At 57.2% G+C, this 13560-nt stretch carries 21 protein-coding genes; all 21 read left to right on the forward strand.

What is annotated here, in order from left to right; translation table 11 throughout:
- Positions 1-3: 3 nt before the first annotated feature.
- The 21 genes from MGLY_RS05110 (at position 4) to MGLY_RS05210 (ending at position 13554) form a co-directional block, all read left to right on the forward strand.
- The gene (locus MGLY_RS05110; protein WP_156272316.1) at positions 4-405 is read left to right on the forward strand and encodes a hypothetical protein; all 402 of its coding nucleotides are present in this window, start codon (positions 4-6) and stop codon (positions 403-405) included.
- 47 nt (positions 406-452) lie between these two features.
- Entirely contained in the window at positions 453-842 is a 390-nt protein-coding gene (locus MGLY_RS05115; protein ID WP_156272318.1) for a hypothetical protein, read from the forward strand.
- Positions 843-858: 16 nt separating this feature from the next.
- Positions 859-1347 (forward strand): host-nuclease inhibitor Gam family protein, encoded by a 489-nt coding sequence (locus tag MGLY_RS05120; RefSeq protein WP_156272320.1) that lies wholly within the window; start codon positions 859-861, stop codon positions 1345-1347.
- The gene (locus tag MGLY_RS05125; protein WP_156272322.1) at positions 1344-1736 is read left to right on the forward strand and encodes a hypothetical protein; all 393 of its coding nucleotides are present in this window, start codon (positions 1344-1346) and stop codon (positions 1734-1736) included. The genes MGLY_RS05120 and MGLY_RS05125 overlap by 4 nt, the downstream gene beginning before the upstream one ends.
- A 25-nt stretch (positions 1737-1761) precedes the next feature.
- A complete protein-coding gene (locus MGLY_RS05130; RefSeq protein ID WP_170290926.1) occupies positions 1762-2424 on the forward strand; it encodes an ATP-binding protein in 663 nt (220 codons plus the stop codon).
- A gap of 22 nt (positions 2425-2446) precedes the next feature.
- The gene (locus MGLY_RS05135; RefSeq protein WP_156272326.1) at positions 2447-2605 is read left to right on the forward strand and encodes a hypothetical protein; all 159 of its coding nucleotides are present in this window, start codon (positions 2447-2449) and stop codon (positions 2603-2605) included.
- Positions 2606-2642: 37 nt separating this feature from the next.
- Positions 2643-3074: a phage N-6-adenine-methyltransferase gene (locus tag MGLY_RS05140; protein ID WP_156276197.1), complete on the forward strand. Its 432-nt coding sequence runs from the start codon at positions 2643-2645 to the stop codon at positions 3072-3074.
- A gap of 10 nt (positions 3075-3084) precedes the next feature.
- Positions 3085-3474, forward strand: a complete 390-nt coding sequence (locus tag MGLY_RS05145; protein ID WP_156272328.1) for a regulatory protein GemA — start codon at positions 3085-3087, stop codon at positions 3472-3474.
- A 228-nt stretch (positions 3475-3702) separates the two neighbouring features.
- A complete protein-coding gene (locus MGLY_RS05150; protein WP_156272330.1) occupies positions 3703-4029 on the forward strand; it encodes a Mor transcription activator family protein in 327 nt (108 codons plus the stop codon).
- A gap of 96 nt (positions 4030-4125) precedes the next feature.
- Positions 4126-4452 carry a hypothetical protein gene (locus tag MGLY_RS05155; RefSeq protein ID WP_156272332.1) on the forward strand — a complete coding sequence of 109 codons (327 nt, stop codon included), beginning with the start codon at positions 4126-4128 and terminating at the stop codon, positions 4450-4452.
- A complete protein-coding gene (locus tag MGLY_RS05160; protein ID WP_156272334.1) occupies positions 4449-4760 on the forward strand; it encodes a helix-turn-helix domain-containing protein in 312 nt (103 codons plus the stop codon). The genes MGLY_RS05155 and MGLY_RS05160 overlap by 4 nt, the downstream gene beginning before the upstream one ends.
- Positions 4753-5310, forward strand: a complete 558-nt coding sequence (locus MGLY_RS05165; RefSeq protein ID WP_277997895.1) for a phage protein Gp27 family protein — start codon at positions 4753-4755, stop codon at positions 5308-5310. The genes MGLY_RS05160 and MGLY_RS05165 overlap by 8 nt, the downstream gene beginning before the upstream one ends.
- Positions 5310-6941, forward strand: a complete 1632-nt coding sequence (locus MGLY_RS05170) for a phage terminase large subunit family protein (RefSeq protein ID WP_156272336.1) — start codon at positions 5310-5312, stop codon at positions 6939-6941. The genes MGLY_RS05165 and MGLY_RS05170 overlap by 1 nt, the downstream gene beginning before the upstream one ends.
- A gap of 38 nt (positions 6942-6979) precedes the next feature.
- Positions 6980-9169: a phage portal protein family protein gene (locus MGLY_RS05175; protein WP_170290927.1), complete on the forward strand. Its 2190-nt coding sequence runs from the start codon at positions 6980-6982 to the stop codon at positions 9167-9169.
- Positions 9170-9185: 16 nt separating this feature from the next.
- Entirely contained in the window at positions 9186-10133 is a 948-nt protein-coding gene (locus tag MGLY_RS05180) for a hypothetical protein (RefSeq protein ID WP_156272340.1), read from the forward strand.
- Between the two features lie 35 nt (positions 10134-10168).
- Positions 10169-10642, forward strand: coding sequence for a head fiber protein (locus tag MGLY_RS17765; protein WP_170290928.1), 474 nt, complete (start codon positions 10169-10171; stop codon positions 10640-10642).
- Between the two features lie 31 nt (positions 10643-10673).
- A complete protein-coding gene (locus tag MGLY_RS05190; protein WP_156272342.1) occupies positions 10674-11594 on the forward strand; it encodes a major capsid protein in 921 nt (306 codons plus the stop codon).
- A 13-nt stretch (positions 11595-11607) separates the two neighbouring features.
- Complete coding sequence (locus tag MGLY_RS05195) at positions 11608-11913, forward strand: DUF7210 family protein (protein WP_156272344.1); 306 nt, start codon at positions 11608-11610, stop codon at positions 11911-11913.
- Positions 11914-12098: 185 nt separating this feature from the next.
- Entirely contained in the window at positions 12099-12536 is a 438-nt protein-coding gene (locus MGLY_RS05200) for a gp436 family protein (protein WP_156272346.1), read from the forward strand.
- Positions 12536-13072, forward strand: a complete 537-nt coding sequence (locus MGLY_RS05205; protein ID WP_156272348.1) for a phage virion morphogenesis protein — start codon at positions 12536-12538, stop codon at positions 13070-13072. The genes MGLY_RS05200 and MGLY_RS05205 overlap by 1 nt, the downstream gene beginning before the upstream one ends.
- Complete coding sequence (locus tag MGLY_RS05210) at positions 13069-13554, forward strand: hypothetical protein (RefSeq protein WP_156272350.1); 486 nt, start codon at positions 13069-13071, stop codon at positions 13552-13554. The genes MGLY_RS05205 and MGLY_RS05210 overlap by 4 nt, the downstream gene beginning before the upstream one ends.
- Positions 13555-13560 lie beyond the last annotated feature (6 nt).

Consider the following 13560-nt stretch of genomic DNA (forward strand, 5'->3'; position numbering starts at 1 on the left):
CGGATGGGCATGGTACCAAGCAAGCTAAGGGATTGCTTTAAAAAGCCGATTGCCTGGCGGGATGTTAAGACGGGTAAAGGGTATTGCCGCCTCCATGAGTTTTGGGAGTCCCAGGGGGCGACGACTTATTCCCCGGAGGAATACGAGGCGGTCCGATGTCAGGAGGCGGCCCGGCTGCAAGAGCCACGGCAGCCCGCCCAGGCCCCGCCGCCGGAAGCGTTAGAGCTGCCCAGCCCGCCAGCCGGTCCCCGGCGGTTCGGGACATGGAGCAAGCAGGAAAAGCTACTGGCGGTCAAAATGTTGGGTCGGGGGCTTTCCGAGGAGGAAGTGGCCAAGAGATTGGGCCGGACCGTCAGGGGCCTGAAGCAAGTCAAACGGCGGGCGGAGCGGCTGGCTGCCGGTTAGGGGGTGAAACGGTGGAGCATGGGCTGGATGGAGAGGAGGCGAAGCAAATGGGAAATAAAATATGCCCGGTCTGCCAGATGACGTTAGAAAATGAAAATGGAGACTGCATGTGTTTGCCGGAAGAAAATACCTGTGATGACTGCCAAAGCTTTGAACGGTGCAAGGCGTTGGGCGTGGCCAAAGAGGGACAGGGAACATGCGATTGGTTCCCGATCAGGTTTAAAGAGCGCAGTTCAAAGATGAGCTTCAGGGATACCGTAATCCTGGCCCTGAACAGCTATAAGGAGGGCCTGGCGGCCAGGGAGGAAGCGGCGGCCATGATTGAGGCGGCGGTGCTTTCCTGCAAGAAATGCGGTATTAAAGAGGACCTGAAAATGGCCCTGGCAACTATAGAGCTGGCCATGGACAACTGCATCAAACCGGAAATCACAGAATGACAAGGAGGTAAACGCGATGCCGAGGGTGCGTATCGAAGAGACCCGGCTGAAAAGCTGGGACGAGGTGAATTTAAACTTAAAAGAAATTGCGGAATGGGAGCTGGCTGTGGAAGCCATTGAAGCGGATATGAACAACAAGATCCAGGACTTGAAACTGGAGAAAGAAATGGAGGCCAAGCCCTACCAGGAGCGCATCGAAAAGCTGGCCATGGAGATCAAGGAGTTTGTGGAAGCCCACCGGGACGAACTGAAGGGCAAGACCAAAATATTGAATTTCGGCAAAGTGGGCTTCCGCCAGAGCACCAAAATTATCATCAAAGGGGTGCAGGCGGTGCTGAAATCTCTGAAGGCCAGGGGCATGATGGACTGCATTATTGTTAAGGAGTCGGTGAATAAGGACCGGCTGCGGGAGTACCCGGACGAGGTGATCGCGTCCGTGGGCGCGACCAAGAAGGTTACGGACACTTTCTGGTATGAAGCTGACCGGGAGAAGCTGAGAGCATGATCAGGGCGCATACTTACACAGAGGCCGAGAAGGCCCTGGTAAGTTACCTGAAGGAGAAACTGGCGGCCCGGGGGATTCAAAAATTCCCCAGGGACTGGCATTTAAAGCAGCTATCGACAGCCAGGAACATGCTGGCGGGGGACAAAGCCCCGGCTCTGGAAGAGTGGTGCCGGTGCATCGATTGGGCTTTTGCCGACCCATTCTGGTGCGATAAGGTGGACCACCTGGCCCGCATTGAAGCCTTGTGGCCCAAATACATGCTGCAGCAAGGGGGTGCTGGGCGTGGGCGGGCCGCGCAGGCTAAACGAAATCCTCCCAAACGTGGTAGCTGGGATGCAAGCCGCAAAGGGAAGCGTTACATCGGACAAAACGACCCCCTGCCCTTTTAATCTTTGCGACGGATCAGGTTATTATTTGGTTTCAGATGACGGGCACCAGATGGTGCGGCAGTGCCGGTGCGCCGAACTGAGAAGGCAAAAGGCCCTGGTGGAACGGCTGTTCCGGCAGGCCAGGATACCCAAACGGTTTGCCGGCAAAAGGTTCGATAATTTTGAGGTTAAGCGCCAGGAGAGGGCCTGGCAGGTGGCCAAGCGGTACGCGGAGCAATACAAGACCCTAAAGGATAAGCCTCAAAACGGGCTGTGTTTTGTGGGGCCGCCGGGTACCGGCAAGAGCCACCTGGCTTATGCCATTCTAAACGAGCTTTTGCCGCAGCAGGTGGTGGCGGTGTCCGGCACGGTGCCGGACCTATTGGACTCCCTCCGCCCCAAGGGCGGGGGCAACGCCGAAGCCGAGGATCGGCTGGAGCTTTTGAAGACGGCGGAGCTGGTGGTGCTGGATGACCTGGGGGCGGAAAGGGACTCTCCCTGGGCCACGGAAAGGATTTATTTGATTATCAACGCCAGGTACGCCGAACAGCTCCCGACCATCATTACCTCCAACCTGCCACTGGAGGAACTGGAAACCGGCGCGGACGGCGAAGTGAACCTGGCCTGGGAACGGATTGTCTCACGGATTTGGGAAATGTGTTATGTGGTGATCATGGACGGGGACGACTACCGGAGAAAGGATGATTGAAATGCTTCAACCGAAAGCGGGAATGAATATATACGATGACGCAAAGTATATCAGGCTGCGGCGGACCAGGAAGAGACCGGCCCACCCGGCCCCCGCCTGGGCGTGGTGGGTGCTGGGCCTGGCCTGCGGCTATTTCATGGCCGCCCTGGCGGTGGCCCTGGCCTGGGGGCGTCTGCCTTAGCAGACACCAAAACCAGGGAGGGGGAGCGGTTATGGGCATGAATCGCGGGTTGTTTTCCTCGGCCAGCGATGAATGGGAAACCCCGCAGTGGTTGTTTGACCAGTTAAACAAGGAATTTCGATTTGTCCTGGACGTTTGCGCCACTCCAGAGAACGCCAAATGCCCTTATTACTACACTAAGGAGCAAGACGCACTCAACTGCTCCTGGGTATGGGCGAAGAACTGCTGGATGAACCCGCCTTATGGCCGCCAGATTGGCCAATGGGTCAGAAAAGCTTATGAGGAAGCAAAGGCCGGGGCTACAGTGGTCTGCCTGCTGCCAGCCCGCACGGACACAGCCTGGTGGCATGATTACTGCATGAAAGGGGAAATCCGTTTTATCCGGGGCAGGTTAAAGTTTGGCCGGAGTAAGAACAGCGCGCCATTTCCAAGTGCAATTGTGATTTTCAGACCGAGAAATGGGCGGTGAGGTGAAGCCGATGGCCAAGATCAGCAAAGGCCAAAACGCTAAAATATGGGCTATGGCCCGGCAACTGGATCTGGACAGCGATCTGTTGCACGAGTTCGTATATAACTATACCGGCGAGAAGAGCATTGCGGCGCTGTCCAGGTCGCAGGCCGCAAAGGTGATTGATGTCATGGAATCCCGCCTGGGCAGCCGCCCGGCCAACCGGGTGAGCAAAAAGCAGCTCTGGAAGATCCGGCAACTGGCCCGGCAGCTGGGCTGGGACGATAACCCTAAACGGCTACAGGGGTTTGTGAAAAAATACGGAGGGGTGGACAAACCAGAGTGGCTTTCCCCGGCCCAAGCCTGGAAGGTGATCGAAGGATTAAAGAAGCTGGCGGAGAGAACGGAAAACGGAGGATAAAAATATGCCAATATGGAACAACCCACCGAAGCCCAGCCGACGGTTCGGCTGGTGCCGGTATCACCGGCTGTGGCTGACGCTGAAGCAGGCCAAGAAGGCCGGTTGTATGGAAAAAGGCTGCAAGCATTTTGAGGAAAATTTCAACCATGAACTATGGCGGCAAAGAGCGAGGCGAGGAATATGCAGTATTGACAACGGTTAAGAAAATGGTTTAAGGTGGTGATCAGGATGGCTAACGAGGGGTGGATCAAAGACTTAAAACCGGAGGATTTGCCCGAACCATACCGGGCGATCAGCGAGATGATCGGGATGGAAAATACGCTGAAGCTGGCAGACAAGTTTCAGGGGATGGCAATCTACCTGCCCAAGCTGGATGCCGTTCTGCGCAAAATCCGCGACGAGAGGATCAAGGCAGAGTTTAACGGGGCCAACTATCGCGAATTAGCCAGGAAATATGGACTTACTGAGGTATGGGTGAGGCAGCTGATCTCTTCCGACCGGGAAACCGGCCAGATTACGTTCATGGACTTTGGGCTGGCGGCCTCGGAAAAGTAATTTTCTAAAGCACTTTTTTTGAAGAACACAGGCAATTAAAGGTAAAATCCCAGTAAAGGCTGGGATTTTTCTTTTTGCCCGCAAGGAGGTTTAGCAGTGAACGTACCGCCGGAAATCGCCCCCTGGTTTATATCCGTCCTGCTTACAATACTGTCCGCAGCTCTTGGAGTTGTCGGATACCTGCTCAAGGATATAAGGGCCGGGATGAAAGACAACGAAAAGGAACAGAACGAGCGCATTGAGTTGCTAAAAAGAGAAATGGCCGATTTTAAGGCCAACATGCCCAAGGAATATGTGTTGAGGGACGATTTTGTCCGGGCCATTGCCGGGCTTGACCACAAGCTGGACCGCATGGCCAGGGAGGTTTCCATCATCAATAGTTCCCTCAATAAACTTATAGGAACACGAGGTGACGGCAGATGAAGATTAGCGAAGCCAAGGAACTGAGGGGCTTCATTTTGAGCATGTGCAAGGTAAATTATCCCCACGGCTGCAGCGAACAACTGGTGCAGATAACGGTCAGCGAAAATGATTTTTCCGCCTCCCCGGCCCTGCTGGCGGGGCATTTTGAGTACCTGGAGGAAAAAGGCTATGTCCGGGTGGAAGAGTCCCGTAATGATAAACTGGGCATTTCCCGGCGGGTGATCTATATCACCGCCAAAGGAATTGACCTGCTGGAGGGCAATATACCGCCGGATCCCGGCATCCTGCTGCCGGTATGGAGTGATTGAATTGGCAAGGGCGAGACGAAAACACCACAAAATTACCCAGCTCCCATCCGAAATTGTGGAAGAGGTAAACAGGCTGCTGGTAAACGGCGAGACCTACGAGGGAATTGCCCAGTGGCTGCGCCAAAAGGGCCATGAGGTCGGCAAGTCGTCGGTGGGACGTTACAGCAAGGATTTTCTTAACCGCCTGGAACGGCTGCGCGTTGTGCGGGACCAGGCCAAGGCCATCGTGGAAGATGACCCGGACGCCCCGGCCACCCAAATGGCGGAGGCTGCCAATAACCTGGCCATGCAATTAGTAATGGAAATTCTCATGGAGGCCGACATCGGCAGCTTGAAGGGGGAAAAACTGAGCCGGGTGCTCAAAGCGGCGGCGCAGCTGCAGCGGTCCAGCGTGGCCATCGAGAAGTTAAAGATGGAGTTCAATAAAGGGGTAGCGGCTGCCGTAGCCCGGCTGAAGGAGGAACTGCAAAGGGAACTGAAAGAACAGCCGGAACTGCTGCGCCAGCTGGAGCAGCTGGTGGATAAGGCCGAGAAGCAGGTGGTCAAGTAATGCTCCTGGAGGAACTGATTGGCGGTAGGAACAAAGCGGAACTGGGACTGGAATTCCTGGAGTGGTGCGAAAAACATATCATCCTGGATAACGGGAGAAGGTTTTCCCTGGAACGGCGGGCAGCCCTGAAGGAAATCTATACCGACATTGCCCACCCCACCATCTCGGTACTGAAGGGTGCCCAGGTGGGGCTGTCCACCTGGGGTATCGGGTTCTCCCTCTGGCTGGTAGACCAGAAGGGTAAAAACGCCATCTACTACCTGCCCAATAATCAGTTCGCCAACAGGTTTGGGGCTACCAGGTTTAACCCATATATCAACCGGTCGGAATACCTGCGCAACCGCCTGCAGTCTACTGACCAGGCGGGGTTAAAAGAAATAGACACCCACTTCTTATACATCCTGGGGCTATTCAACGTCTCCGGCGCGATCTCCATCCCCAGTGACTGCAACCTTTATGACGAGGTGGACGTGCTGAATCCGGAAAACATGGAGTGGGCGCAGGACAGGATTTCCGCCTCGGAACTGGGCTGGCAAAGGTATTTTTCGGTGGGGATGATACCCGGCGAGGGGATTGATGAGCGCTACCAGGCTTCGGATAAGAGGAAATGGGTGGTGACCTGCCAGGCTTGCGGCAAGGAGCAGATCATTGAAGACGAGTTCCCGGAGAATATGGTGAAAAAGGGCGGCCAAGTCTACCTGGTTTGCATTAGATGCGGCAGGCCCATCGATGTGGAAAACGGACGCTGGGTGGCGGAGGAACCTTCCCGCAGCGACGAACACCGGGGATACCGGGTGCCGCAGCTGATTATCCCCGGCCTGAAACTGGATATTATCTGGCGGCGCTGGCAGGATGCCAAGGACAAGCCCTCCAAGCGGGCCAAGTTCAATTGCTCTGTGCTGGCCAAGCCGGATGCGGGAAACATGCAGCCCATTGACCAGGAAGTGCTCAACCGGGCTACAATGGCGTTGCAGTATTACATGCAGTCCCGCTCTGACGAACCGACGGTTATGGGCATCGACGTCGGCGATTATTGCCACCTGGCCGTTGTCCAGCCTCTGCAGAACGGGGTGCTGAAAGCCATTTACTTTGAGGAAGTCCTGGTGGACGAACTGGTCAACCGGGCCGTACTGCTGGAGGAACGTTTTAACGTCATAGGGACGGTAATCGACGCCATGCCCTACAAGACCGAAAGCAAGAGGCTGGTCCGGGCGCTGAAGCGCTCCGCCTGGATCCAATATTTCAAAGGCACTTCCCTCCAGGAGAAGGAAGAGGGTGAGAACGAGAAAGCGGTGCCGGTAATCACGGTGGACAGGGACGACAGCCTGGATAATACCACCGACATGTTTGCTGAGAACCCGCCCAAGTACCTGCTGCCGCTGCCCAGGGACGAGCAGGAAGAAGAAACCTTGCAGGCGGTCCACCGCCACCTGCGGAAGCTGGTCAAGGAAAAGAGGGTTACCAATTCCGGGGATGTGGTGATCAACTACAAGCGCAACGTGGAAAACCACTACGGCATGGCGCTGAACTCGGCAAGGATTGCGGCCACAATGGTTCACGGCAGCGGCTTTGGAGGGCTTCTCTCCGCCGGGATGCGCAAAATATACGACGCGTTAAGGGGATACGACTGATGATCTTGGGGCCGGACGGAAAACCCATTAAAAAACCAATGGAGAGCGAGATCGCGGCGCTCAGCAGCGACCCTTGGAGCAGCTTCCTGAAGGTGCTGCCCAACCCGGACCTGATCCTGCAAAAGACGGGCCGGTCCGTGGAGGTCTACGAGGAAATGAAAAACGACGCCCACATCTGGGCCTGCATGACCTCCCGGAAGTCGGGGGTGCTGTCAAAAAACTGGGACGTCCTCCCGGCTTCCCAGGACGACAGGGATAAAGAGATCGCCGATTTCGTCAAGAAGAACCTGGAGGGGCTGAACTTTGAGCAGGACCTGCGGCAAATGCTGGACGCGGTGTTCGAGGGGTTCCGGGTGCATGAAGTCATTTGGGAACCCCGGGGCGGCAAGTGGTGGATAAAGAGCCTGAAAGCCCGCCCCCAGCGGCGGTTCACTTTCGGCACCGACGGCAGCCTGCGGCTGGTCACCGCCGCCAGCCTGGACGGCGAACCGGTGCCGGGGGCCAAGTTTCTCCTGGTCCAGCATGAGGCCGATGATGATTACAACCCTTACGGGGTGCGGCTGTTCTCTAAATGTTACTGGCCCTGGACGTTCAAAAAGCACGGGTTCAAGTTTTGGGCCATCTTTACGGAGAAATACGGCATACCGACGGCAGTGGGCAAGCACCCGCCGGGGATCCCGGAGCAAGAAAAGCAGGAACTGTTAAATGCCCTCCTGGCCATCGTCCAGGATGCGGCCATCGCCATACCCAACAACGCCGAAATAGAATTCAAGGAAGCTAAAGGCGAAAAGGCGGCTATTCACGAGCTGTTTATCAATTTCTGCAACCAGGAAATCAGCAAGGCCATTTTAAGCCAGACCCTGACCACGGAAATCGGCGACCGGGGCAGTTATTCGGCAGCCAAGGTCCATGAGGATGTCAAGCAAGAGATAGTCGAGGCCGACGCCAAGATGGTGATGACGGCGGTCAACACCCAACTGGTGCGCTGGCTGGTGGATTTTAACTACGGTCCCCAGGAAGAATACCCCCGCTTCGTTATCTTCTACGAAGAGGAGGAGATCAACCGCGACCGGGCCGAGCGGGACAAGATCCTAGTGATGGACCTGGGCCTGCCCACCAGCGTGGACTATTTCTATGACAAATACAATATCCCCCGCCCCGGTGACGACGAGGAACTGCTGGTGGTGCCCAGCCGGGCGACGGCGCTGCCGCCGGTGCAAATGTCACAGGATTTCTCACAGGCGGCGAAACGGGCCGTGAAAGTGGACTTTGCCGAGGATGACCTGAAAATCATGGCCCGTGGCGACGTCCTGGAGAGTTTCTACCAAAAGGCTTTGGAAGGGGGCAGGAAGGCATACGGACGCCTGATGGACAACCTGAAGGAGCAAATCAGTTCCTGGGACTCCTTCGATGATGCGGACAATCTCAAGGCCGGGGTTGAAGCGGTGGAGAACCTGGCCGCTTACCTGACGGATACCGCCCTCACCGGCTATATGCTGGGCGAATATGACGCCTGGCAGGACTACAAGCAAGCCCTCCAGGAAAAGGACTTTGCCGAGGGGCTGGAGATCAGGGTCACCCCCCTGCCCCTCCAGGAGGCGCTGGACTATTTCGCCAGGCTGATGCCGGTGGACGCCGACGAGTATAAAAAGCTGGAGCAAGAGCTGCGGGCCAAGTATTTCACCATCTCCAGAGTGGAAGGCCGCGAGATGGTGGAGAAAATCAAGGGCTATGTGCAGGAGGCCATGGAACAGGGCCAGCCCCTGGAGGAATTCAAGCAAAATGTTGACCGCCTTTTCGAGCGCATGGGCATGGGCCAGGCCGACCCGTGGCACCTGGAAACGGTGTTCAGGACCAACGTCCAGACGGCCTACGGCGCTGGCCACTGGGAAAAGCTCAACGACCCGCTTTTAGCGGATATGTTCCCCTACTACCGCTATTCGGCGGTGCTGGACAGCCGGACGCGGGATACTCACCGGGCCATGCACGGCTACATCGCCAGGCGGGATGACCCCATCTGGAATGAATGGTGGCCGCCCAACGGCTTCCGCTGCCGCTGCGGCGTCGTGGCCATCAACAAGTACCGGGCGGCCAGGGAGGGCATCAAACCTTCGGCACCGCCCAAAGTCGCGCCCGACCAGGGGTTTGCCCGCAACCCCGGACGGGCCTTGAGGGAGGTGCCTGACAACATCAAGGAAAAGGCTGACTTCTACCAGATAACAGCTTGATTGGAGGGATGCAAAATTGGGCAAGTGGTACGAGATTTGGCGGGCCGGGAAATACCCGCAGGGAGAGTTCACCGAGGAAGACGTGCAGCAGATAGTTGACAACTACGACCCCAGGGTGGAAGAAGCCCCGATTGTGCTGGGCCACCCGAAAAACAACGACCCAGCCTTCGGTTGGGTGGAGGCCCTGGCCAGGAAAGGCCCCCTGCTGCTAGCCAAGTTTAAGCAGGTGGTGCCGGAGTTCGCTGAAGCGGTCAATGCCGGGCGGTACAAGAAGGTGTCGGTGCGCCTGGCTAAGGACGAGAAGAAGGGCTGGATGCTCAAACATGTGGGCTTTTTGGGAGCGGCCCTCCCGCAAGTGCAGGGACTGGCCCCCATCACCTTCAGCGGCGATGACGGCGGCCTGGATCTGGAGTGCGATTTTGACGGCGGCACCGACAAAAACCATCATGAGGAGGTAAAGCAAATGGGTGACAAGGAAAAGGAAGCCCTCAAGGAGCAAATCCGCAAAGAAATAGAGGCCGAGTTCGCGGAAAAGAGCAAGACCCTGGAACAGCGGCTAGCGGAGAGCGAAGCCAAGCGCAAGAAAGCGGAGTTCACCGCTTTTGTGGAAAAGCATAAGGCCAAGATACCCACGGCGGTGCAGCCCGGCCTGGTGGAGTTCATGACCAGCCTGCCGGACAAAGAAGATACAGTGGAGTTTACGGCCAAGGAAGGCGACAAGGAAAAACAGGTCAAACAGTCCCCGCTGGCCTTCTTCCAGGACTTCATCAGCAAGCTGCCGGATTATTCGTACCTGTTCAAGGAGATCGCTTCCGGGGAAGAGGGCAAGACCCGCCGGGAGGAAAAGGATTTCGCCGGGGTCCAGGTTGATGAGGAGCGGATGGAACTGCACCGCAAGGCTCTGGATTTCATGGAAAAGAACAAGGTGTCCTATGAAGAGGCCCTGGTTGCGGTGAGCGATTAAGGGAACAAACTCTCAAAAAGTGAGGAGGAAAGGCTATGCCGACTTACAACCCTATATTGACGATTACCTTGACCCCTGCCGGGGTTATCGCCCCCCACCGGTTTGTTAACTTTGCCGGTGGCCAGGCCGGGGCCGGACAGGCCGCCCGAGGAGTTACCCATGACGGGGCGGAAGCGGGAGAAAAGGCCGTCGCGGTCATTGCCCTCGGTACGGCGATAGTGGAAGCTGGCGGCGCTATTAACACGGGCGACCCGCTGACCGCCGACGCCAACGGGAAGGCCGTAGTGGTAACCGATGCCTCGGGCGCGGCCATTAACGCCATTGCGGTAGGTTCCACCGCAGCGGACGGCGACCTGGTGGAAGTGATAGTGGTATCGCCGGTGGCCAAGGCAACCATGACCAGGGCGGCAGCCCAAGCCAACAGCACGGCGGCGGACGTGGCCACCATCGTGGCGGATTTCAACGCTTTGTTAGCCAAACTCCGGGCCGCCGGGATAATGGCGCAGTAACCGATACTAACCTTACTGGAGGTGCGAAATAATGCCGACTTACAAGCAGGTGCGGGTAGTTGACCCGGTATTGACAACGGTGGTCCAGGGCTATAAGCCCCCGGAATTTGTGGGCGATAAAATCCTTCCCATCGTACTGACCGACAAAATGGGCGGGCTGATCAGAAGGTTCGGCCCGGACGACTTCAAGCTGTATGACACCAGGCGTGCCATGAGGGCGAAAAGCAAGCGGATTGAACCCAGGGAAGGTGAAACGGTAAAACTGGCGCTGCATGAAGAGTCCCTGGAAATCACCATTGACATCAACGAGCGCAGCGAGGCCCCCAACCAGGCGCAGCTGGAGGCGCGGCGCAGCCGCATCGCCATGAACAACATCCTGACCCGCAAGGAGAAGGACCAGGCCGACGTGGTGCTGGATCCCAACAATTATGCTCCCGGCCATGTGCTGGACCTGGCGGGGAACGCCATGTGGAGCGATTATACCAACTCCGACCCCATTGGCGACATCGAGGATGCCAAGTCAACCGTGCGCCAGAAGATCGGCAAGAGGCCCAATGTGATGCTCCTGGGAGCCACCACCTTCGATATCCTGAAGGAACACCCGAAGCTGATCGAGCGCATCAAGTACGCTGTCAAAGGGGTTCTTACCGTTGATCTGATGAAGGAATTGTTCGGGATCCAGGATATTATCGTCGGGGAATCCCTCTATGCCGACGATAAAGATGTGCTGCACGATATCTGGCCCAATATCGCGGTGCTGGCCTATGTACCCCCTGAGAACGAGCGGGGCGAGGAAACGCCCAGCTTCGGCTACACCTTCCGCAAGAAGGGCCACCCGCAATCCGGGATGTACAAGGAAGGCAACAAGCTGGATGTCATCGAGGTTTGGGACATCTACGACCCCATGGTCCTCGGTCCCAGCGCCGGGTTCCTGATCAGGAACACCAACTAAGGGGGTGTGACCGGTGCCTAAATACGTGGTATTGGGATACGTAAAACACAACGGCGAAAAGCTCCAGGCTGGCGACATCCTGGAGCTGACCGCCAAGGAAGCCGCCCCGCTCTTGAAATTGCAATCAATCAGCAAGCTGCAAGAGCCTGGCGAGGACAAGGAGAGCGGCGCTCCCGACACAGGCGGCAAGGCCGGGGAAGGCGACGCCGCCAGCAAGGCCGACCAGACCGAGGCAAAGCCCGAGACCAAGCCCGAGGCCGACAAGGGCGGCAAGGGGGACCAGAAAGCGGCCCCCGATAAGGGCGGCAAGAAGAGCTAAAGAAATGCCCCGCAGAGGCCCTAAAACGGCCCAGGAACAGAGGGGGGATATAAAGATATGCGCCCCCGATTTGTAACAAAAAGTAACAGGGTTGTAACGGGGTTATAACACGTTTCGTTACTAACCCATACCCCTGAAATTCATTCCCCGATAAATTCGGGAGCGCGTTTCCCCTCCCGGAGGTGATGACCATGTACTGCGAACTGGCGGACATTTTAGCCCAGGTAGACCGGCGAAAGCTAATCGATCTCTCCAATGACGACGGGGAGCCGGTGCTGGACGAAAACGGCAACCCGACCATCAACACGGCCAACGTGAACAAGGCCATCGAAGCCGCCGGGTCGGAGATCGATTCCTATGCTTCGGTGAGATATCAGGTCCCCTTTTCGCCGGTGCCCCCGGTGATCAAAAAGCTGGCGGTGGACATCGCCGTTTATAACCTGTTCTCCCGCAAGTGGACCGGCGAGGAGGAAGACAACATCATCCTTCGCTACAAAAACGCTGTCAAGCTGCTGGAGAAGATCGCCGAGGGGAAGGTGCAGATAGGCATCAGCGAAAACAGCCTCTTCTATTCCGCCCCGGCCAAGGTTTTCGGGGACACCTTCCGCAAGGAGTACGACTGATGGCGGGGGTGGAACTGGCGGGCCAGTGGGCCGAGCTCAGGCGCACCATGGAGAACATGAACCTGTCGGACCAGGACCTCCTGGCGCTGAACGAGCGCGTGGCGGCCATCCTGGAACAGTCCACCCAGGAGCGGTTCGAGGAGGAAAAAGGCCCGGACGGGAAGTCCTGGCCGCCTTTGAGTGAGCAGACCCTGGTGGCGCGGGCCAGGCGGCGGACCCGGCGGAAAGATGGCTCCAGCGGCTTCAGGACCAAGCGGGGCAACCTTTCCAGGCGGGCGCTGCGGATCATAGAGAATGCCGCCATCCTGAAAGACACCGGCAGGTTGATGCGGTCAATCACTTCCAAGGCCAGGCCCGAAGGGGCGGCGGTGGGCACCAACCTGGTTTACGCCGCCATCCATCAACTGGGCGGCAAGGCGGGCCGGGGCAAAAGGGTGGAGATACCGGCCCGGCCCTACCTGGGGGTATCGAGCGCCGACGAGCAAGACCTGCTGGCTATGCTGCAAGAATTCATTGAGGAGCGAATCGAAAAATGATCCAGATCGCCAAGGATACCATAACAGGAATTCTCAATAATATCGGTGTCAAGCAGGTCTATTACGACGACGATGCCTTTAACCGCAGCAAAGCCAACCCCAGCGCCATCGTCCTGGCCAACAAGGAAGAGCTGAAGGACAAGCGCCGGAAGGTGTGCATCTGGACCGACCCGGCCACGGGTAAGCGCTACCTGCGCAGCCAGAGGTACGAGCGGATTTTGCCCATTGAGGTGAACATTTTCCACCGGACGGAGGAACTGGTAGACGAGATCGCCAGGGCGCTTCTGGCCGGGCTGCCGGACGGTATTGATGACGGCCAGGGAAACTGGACTCCCATCGAACCATCCACCATCGACTGGCCACCGGACCAGAAAGAAAGGGCGCTGGCGGTGGTGTTTATCAAGTTTATCGGCGGCATTTACCAGGACCGGGAGCTGGTGGCTTACACCAAGCTCACCGGCGGCAATACAAGCATCCAATAAGGAGGG

Origin of the sequence: Moorella glycerini (genome assembly GCF_009735625.1) — a bacterium.
Taxonomy (GTDB): domain Bacteria; phylum Bacillota; class DSM-521; order Neomoorellales; family Neomoorellaceae; genus Neomoorella; species Neomoorella glycerini.

Bases quoted from the DNA above. Each gene is read 5' to 3' on its own strand.
- MGLY_RS05110 (WP_156272316.1), top strand. From the start codon at position 4: ATGGGCATGGTACCAAGCAAGCTAAGGGATTGCTTTAAAAAGCCGATT.
- MGLY_RS05115 (WP_156272318.1), top strand. From the start codon at position 453: ATGGGAAATAAAATATGCCCGGTCTGCCAGATGACGTTAGAAAATGAA.
- MGLY_RS05120 (WP_156272320.1), top strand. From the start codon at position 859: ATGCCGAGGGTGCGTATCGAAGAGACCCGGCTGAAAAGCTGGGACGAG.
- MGLY_RS05125 (WP_156272322.1), top strand. From the start codon at position 1,344: ATGATCAGGGCGCATACTTACACAGAGGCCGAGAAGGCCCTGGTAAGT.
- MGLY_RS05135 (WP_156272326.1), top strand. From the start codon at position 2,447: ATGAATATATACGATGACGCAAAGTATATCAGGCTGCGGCGGACCAGG.
- MGLY_RS05140 (WP_156276197.1), top strand. From the start codon at position 2,643: ATGAATCGCGGGTTGTTTTCCTCGGCCAGCGATGAATGGGAAACCCCG.
- MGLY_RS05145 (WP_156272328.1), top strand. From the start codon at position 3,085: ATGGCCAAGATCAGCAAAGGCCAAAACGCTAAAATATGGGCTATGGCC.
- MGLY_RS05150 (WP_156272330.1), top strand. From the start codon at position 3,703: ATGGCTAACGAGGGGTGGATCAAAGACTTAAAACCGGAGGATTTGCCC.
- MGLY_RS05160 (WP_156272334.1), top strand. From the start codon at position 4,449: ATGAAGATTAGCGAAGCCAAGGAACTGAGGGGCTTCATTTTGAGCATG.
- MGLY_RS05170 (WP_156272336.1), top strand. From the start codon at position 5,310: ATGCTCCTGGAGGAACTGATTGGCGGTAGGAACAAAGCGGAACTGGGA.
- MGLY_RS05175 (WP_170290927.1), top strand. From the start codon at position 6,980: ATGGAGAGCGAGATCGCGGCGCTCAGCAGCGACCCTTGGAGCAGCTTC.
- MGLY_RS17765 (WP_170290928.1), top strand. From the start codon at position 10,169: ATGCCGACTTACAACCCTATATTGACGATTACCTTGACCCCTGCCGGG.
- MGLY_RS05190 (WP_156272342.1), top strand. From the start codon at position 10,674: ATGCCGACTTACAAGCAGGTGCGGGTAGTTGACCCGGTATTGACAACG.
- MGLY_RS05200 (WP_156272346.1), top strand. From the start codon at position 12,099: ATGACCATGTACTGCGAACTGGCGGACATTTTAGCCCAGGTAGACCGG.
- MGLY_RS05205 (WP_156272348.1), top strand. From the start codon at position 12,536: ATGGCGGGGGTGGAACTGGCGGGCCAGTGGGCCGAGCTCAGGCGCACC.
- MGLY_RS05210 (WP_156272350.1), top strand. From the start codon at position 13,069: ATGATCCAGATCGCCAAGGATACCATAACAGGAATTCTCAATAATATC.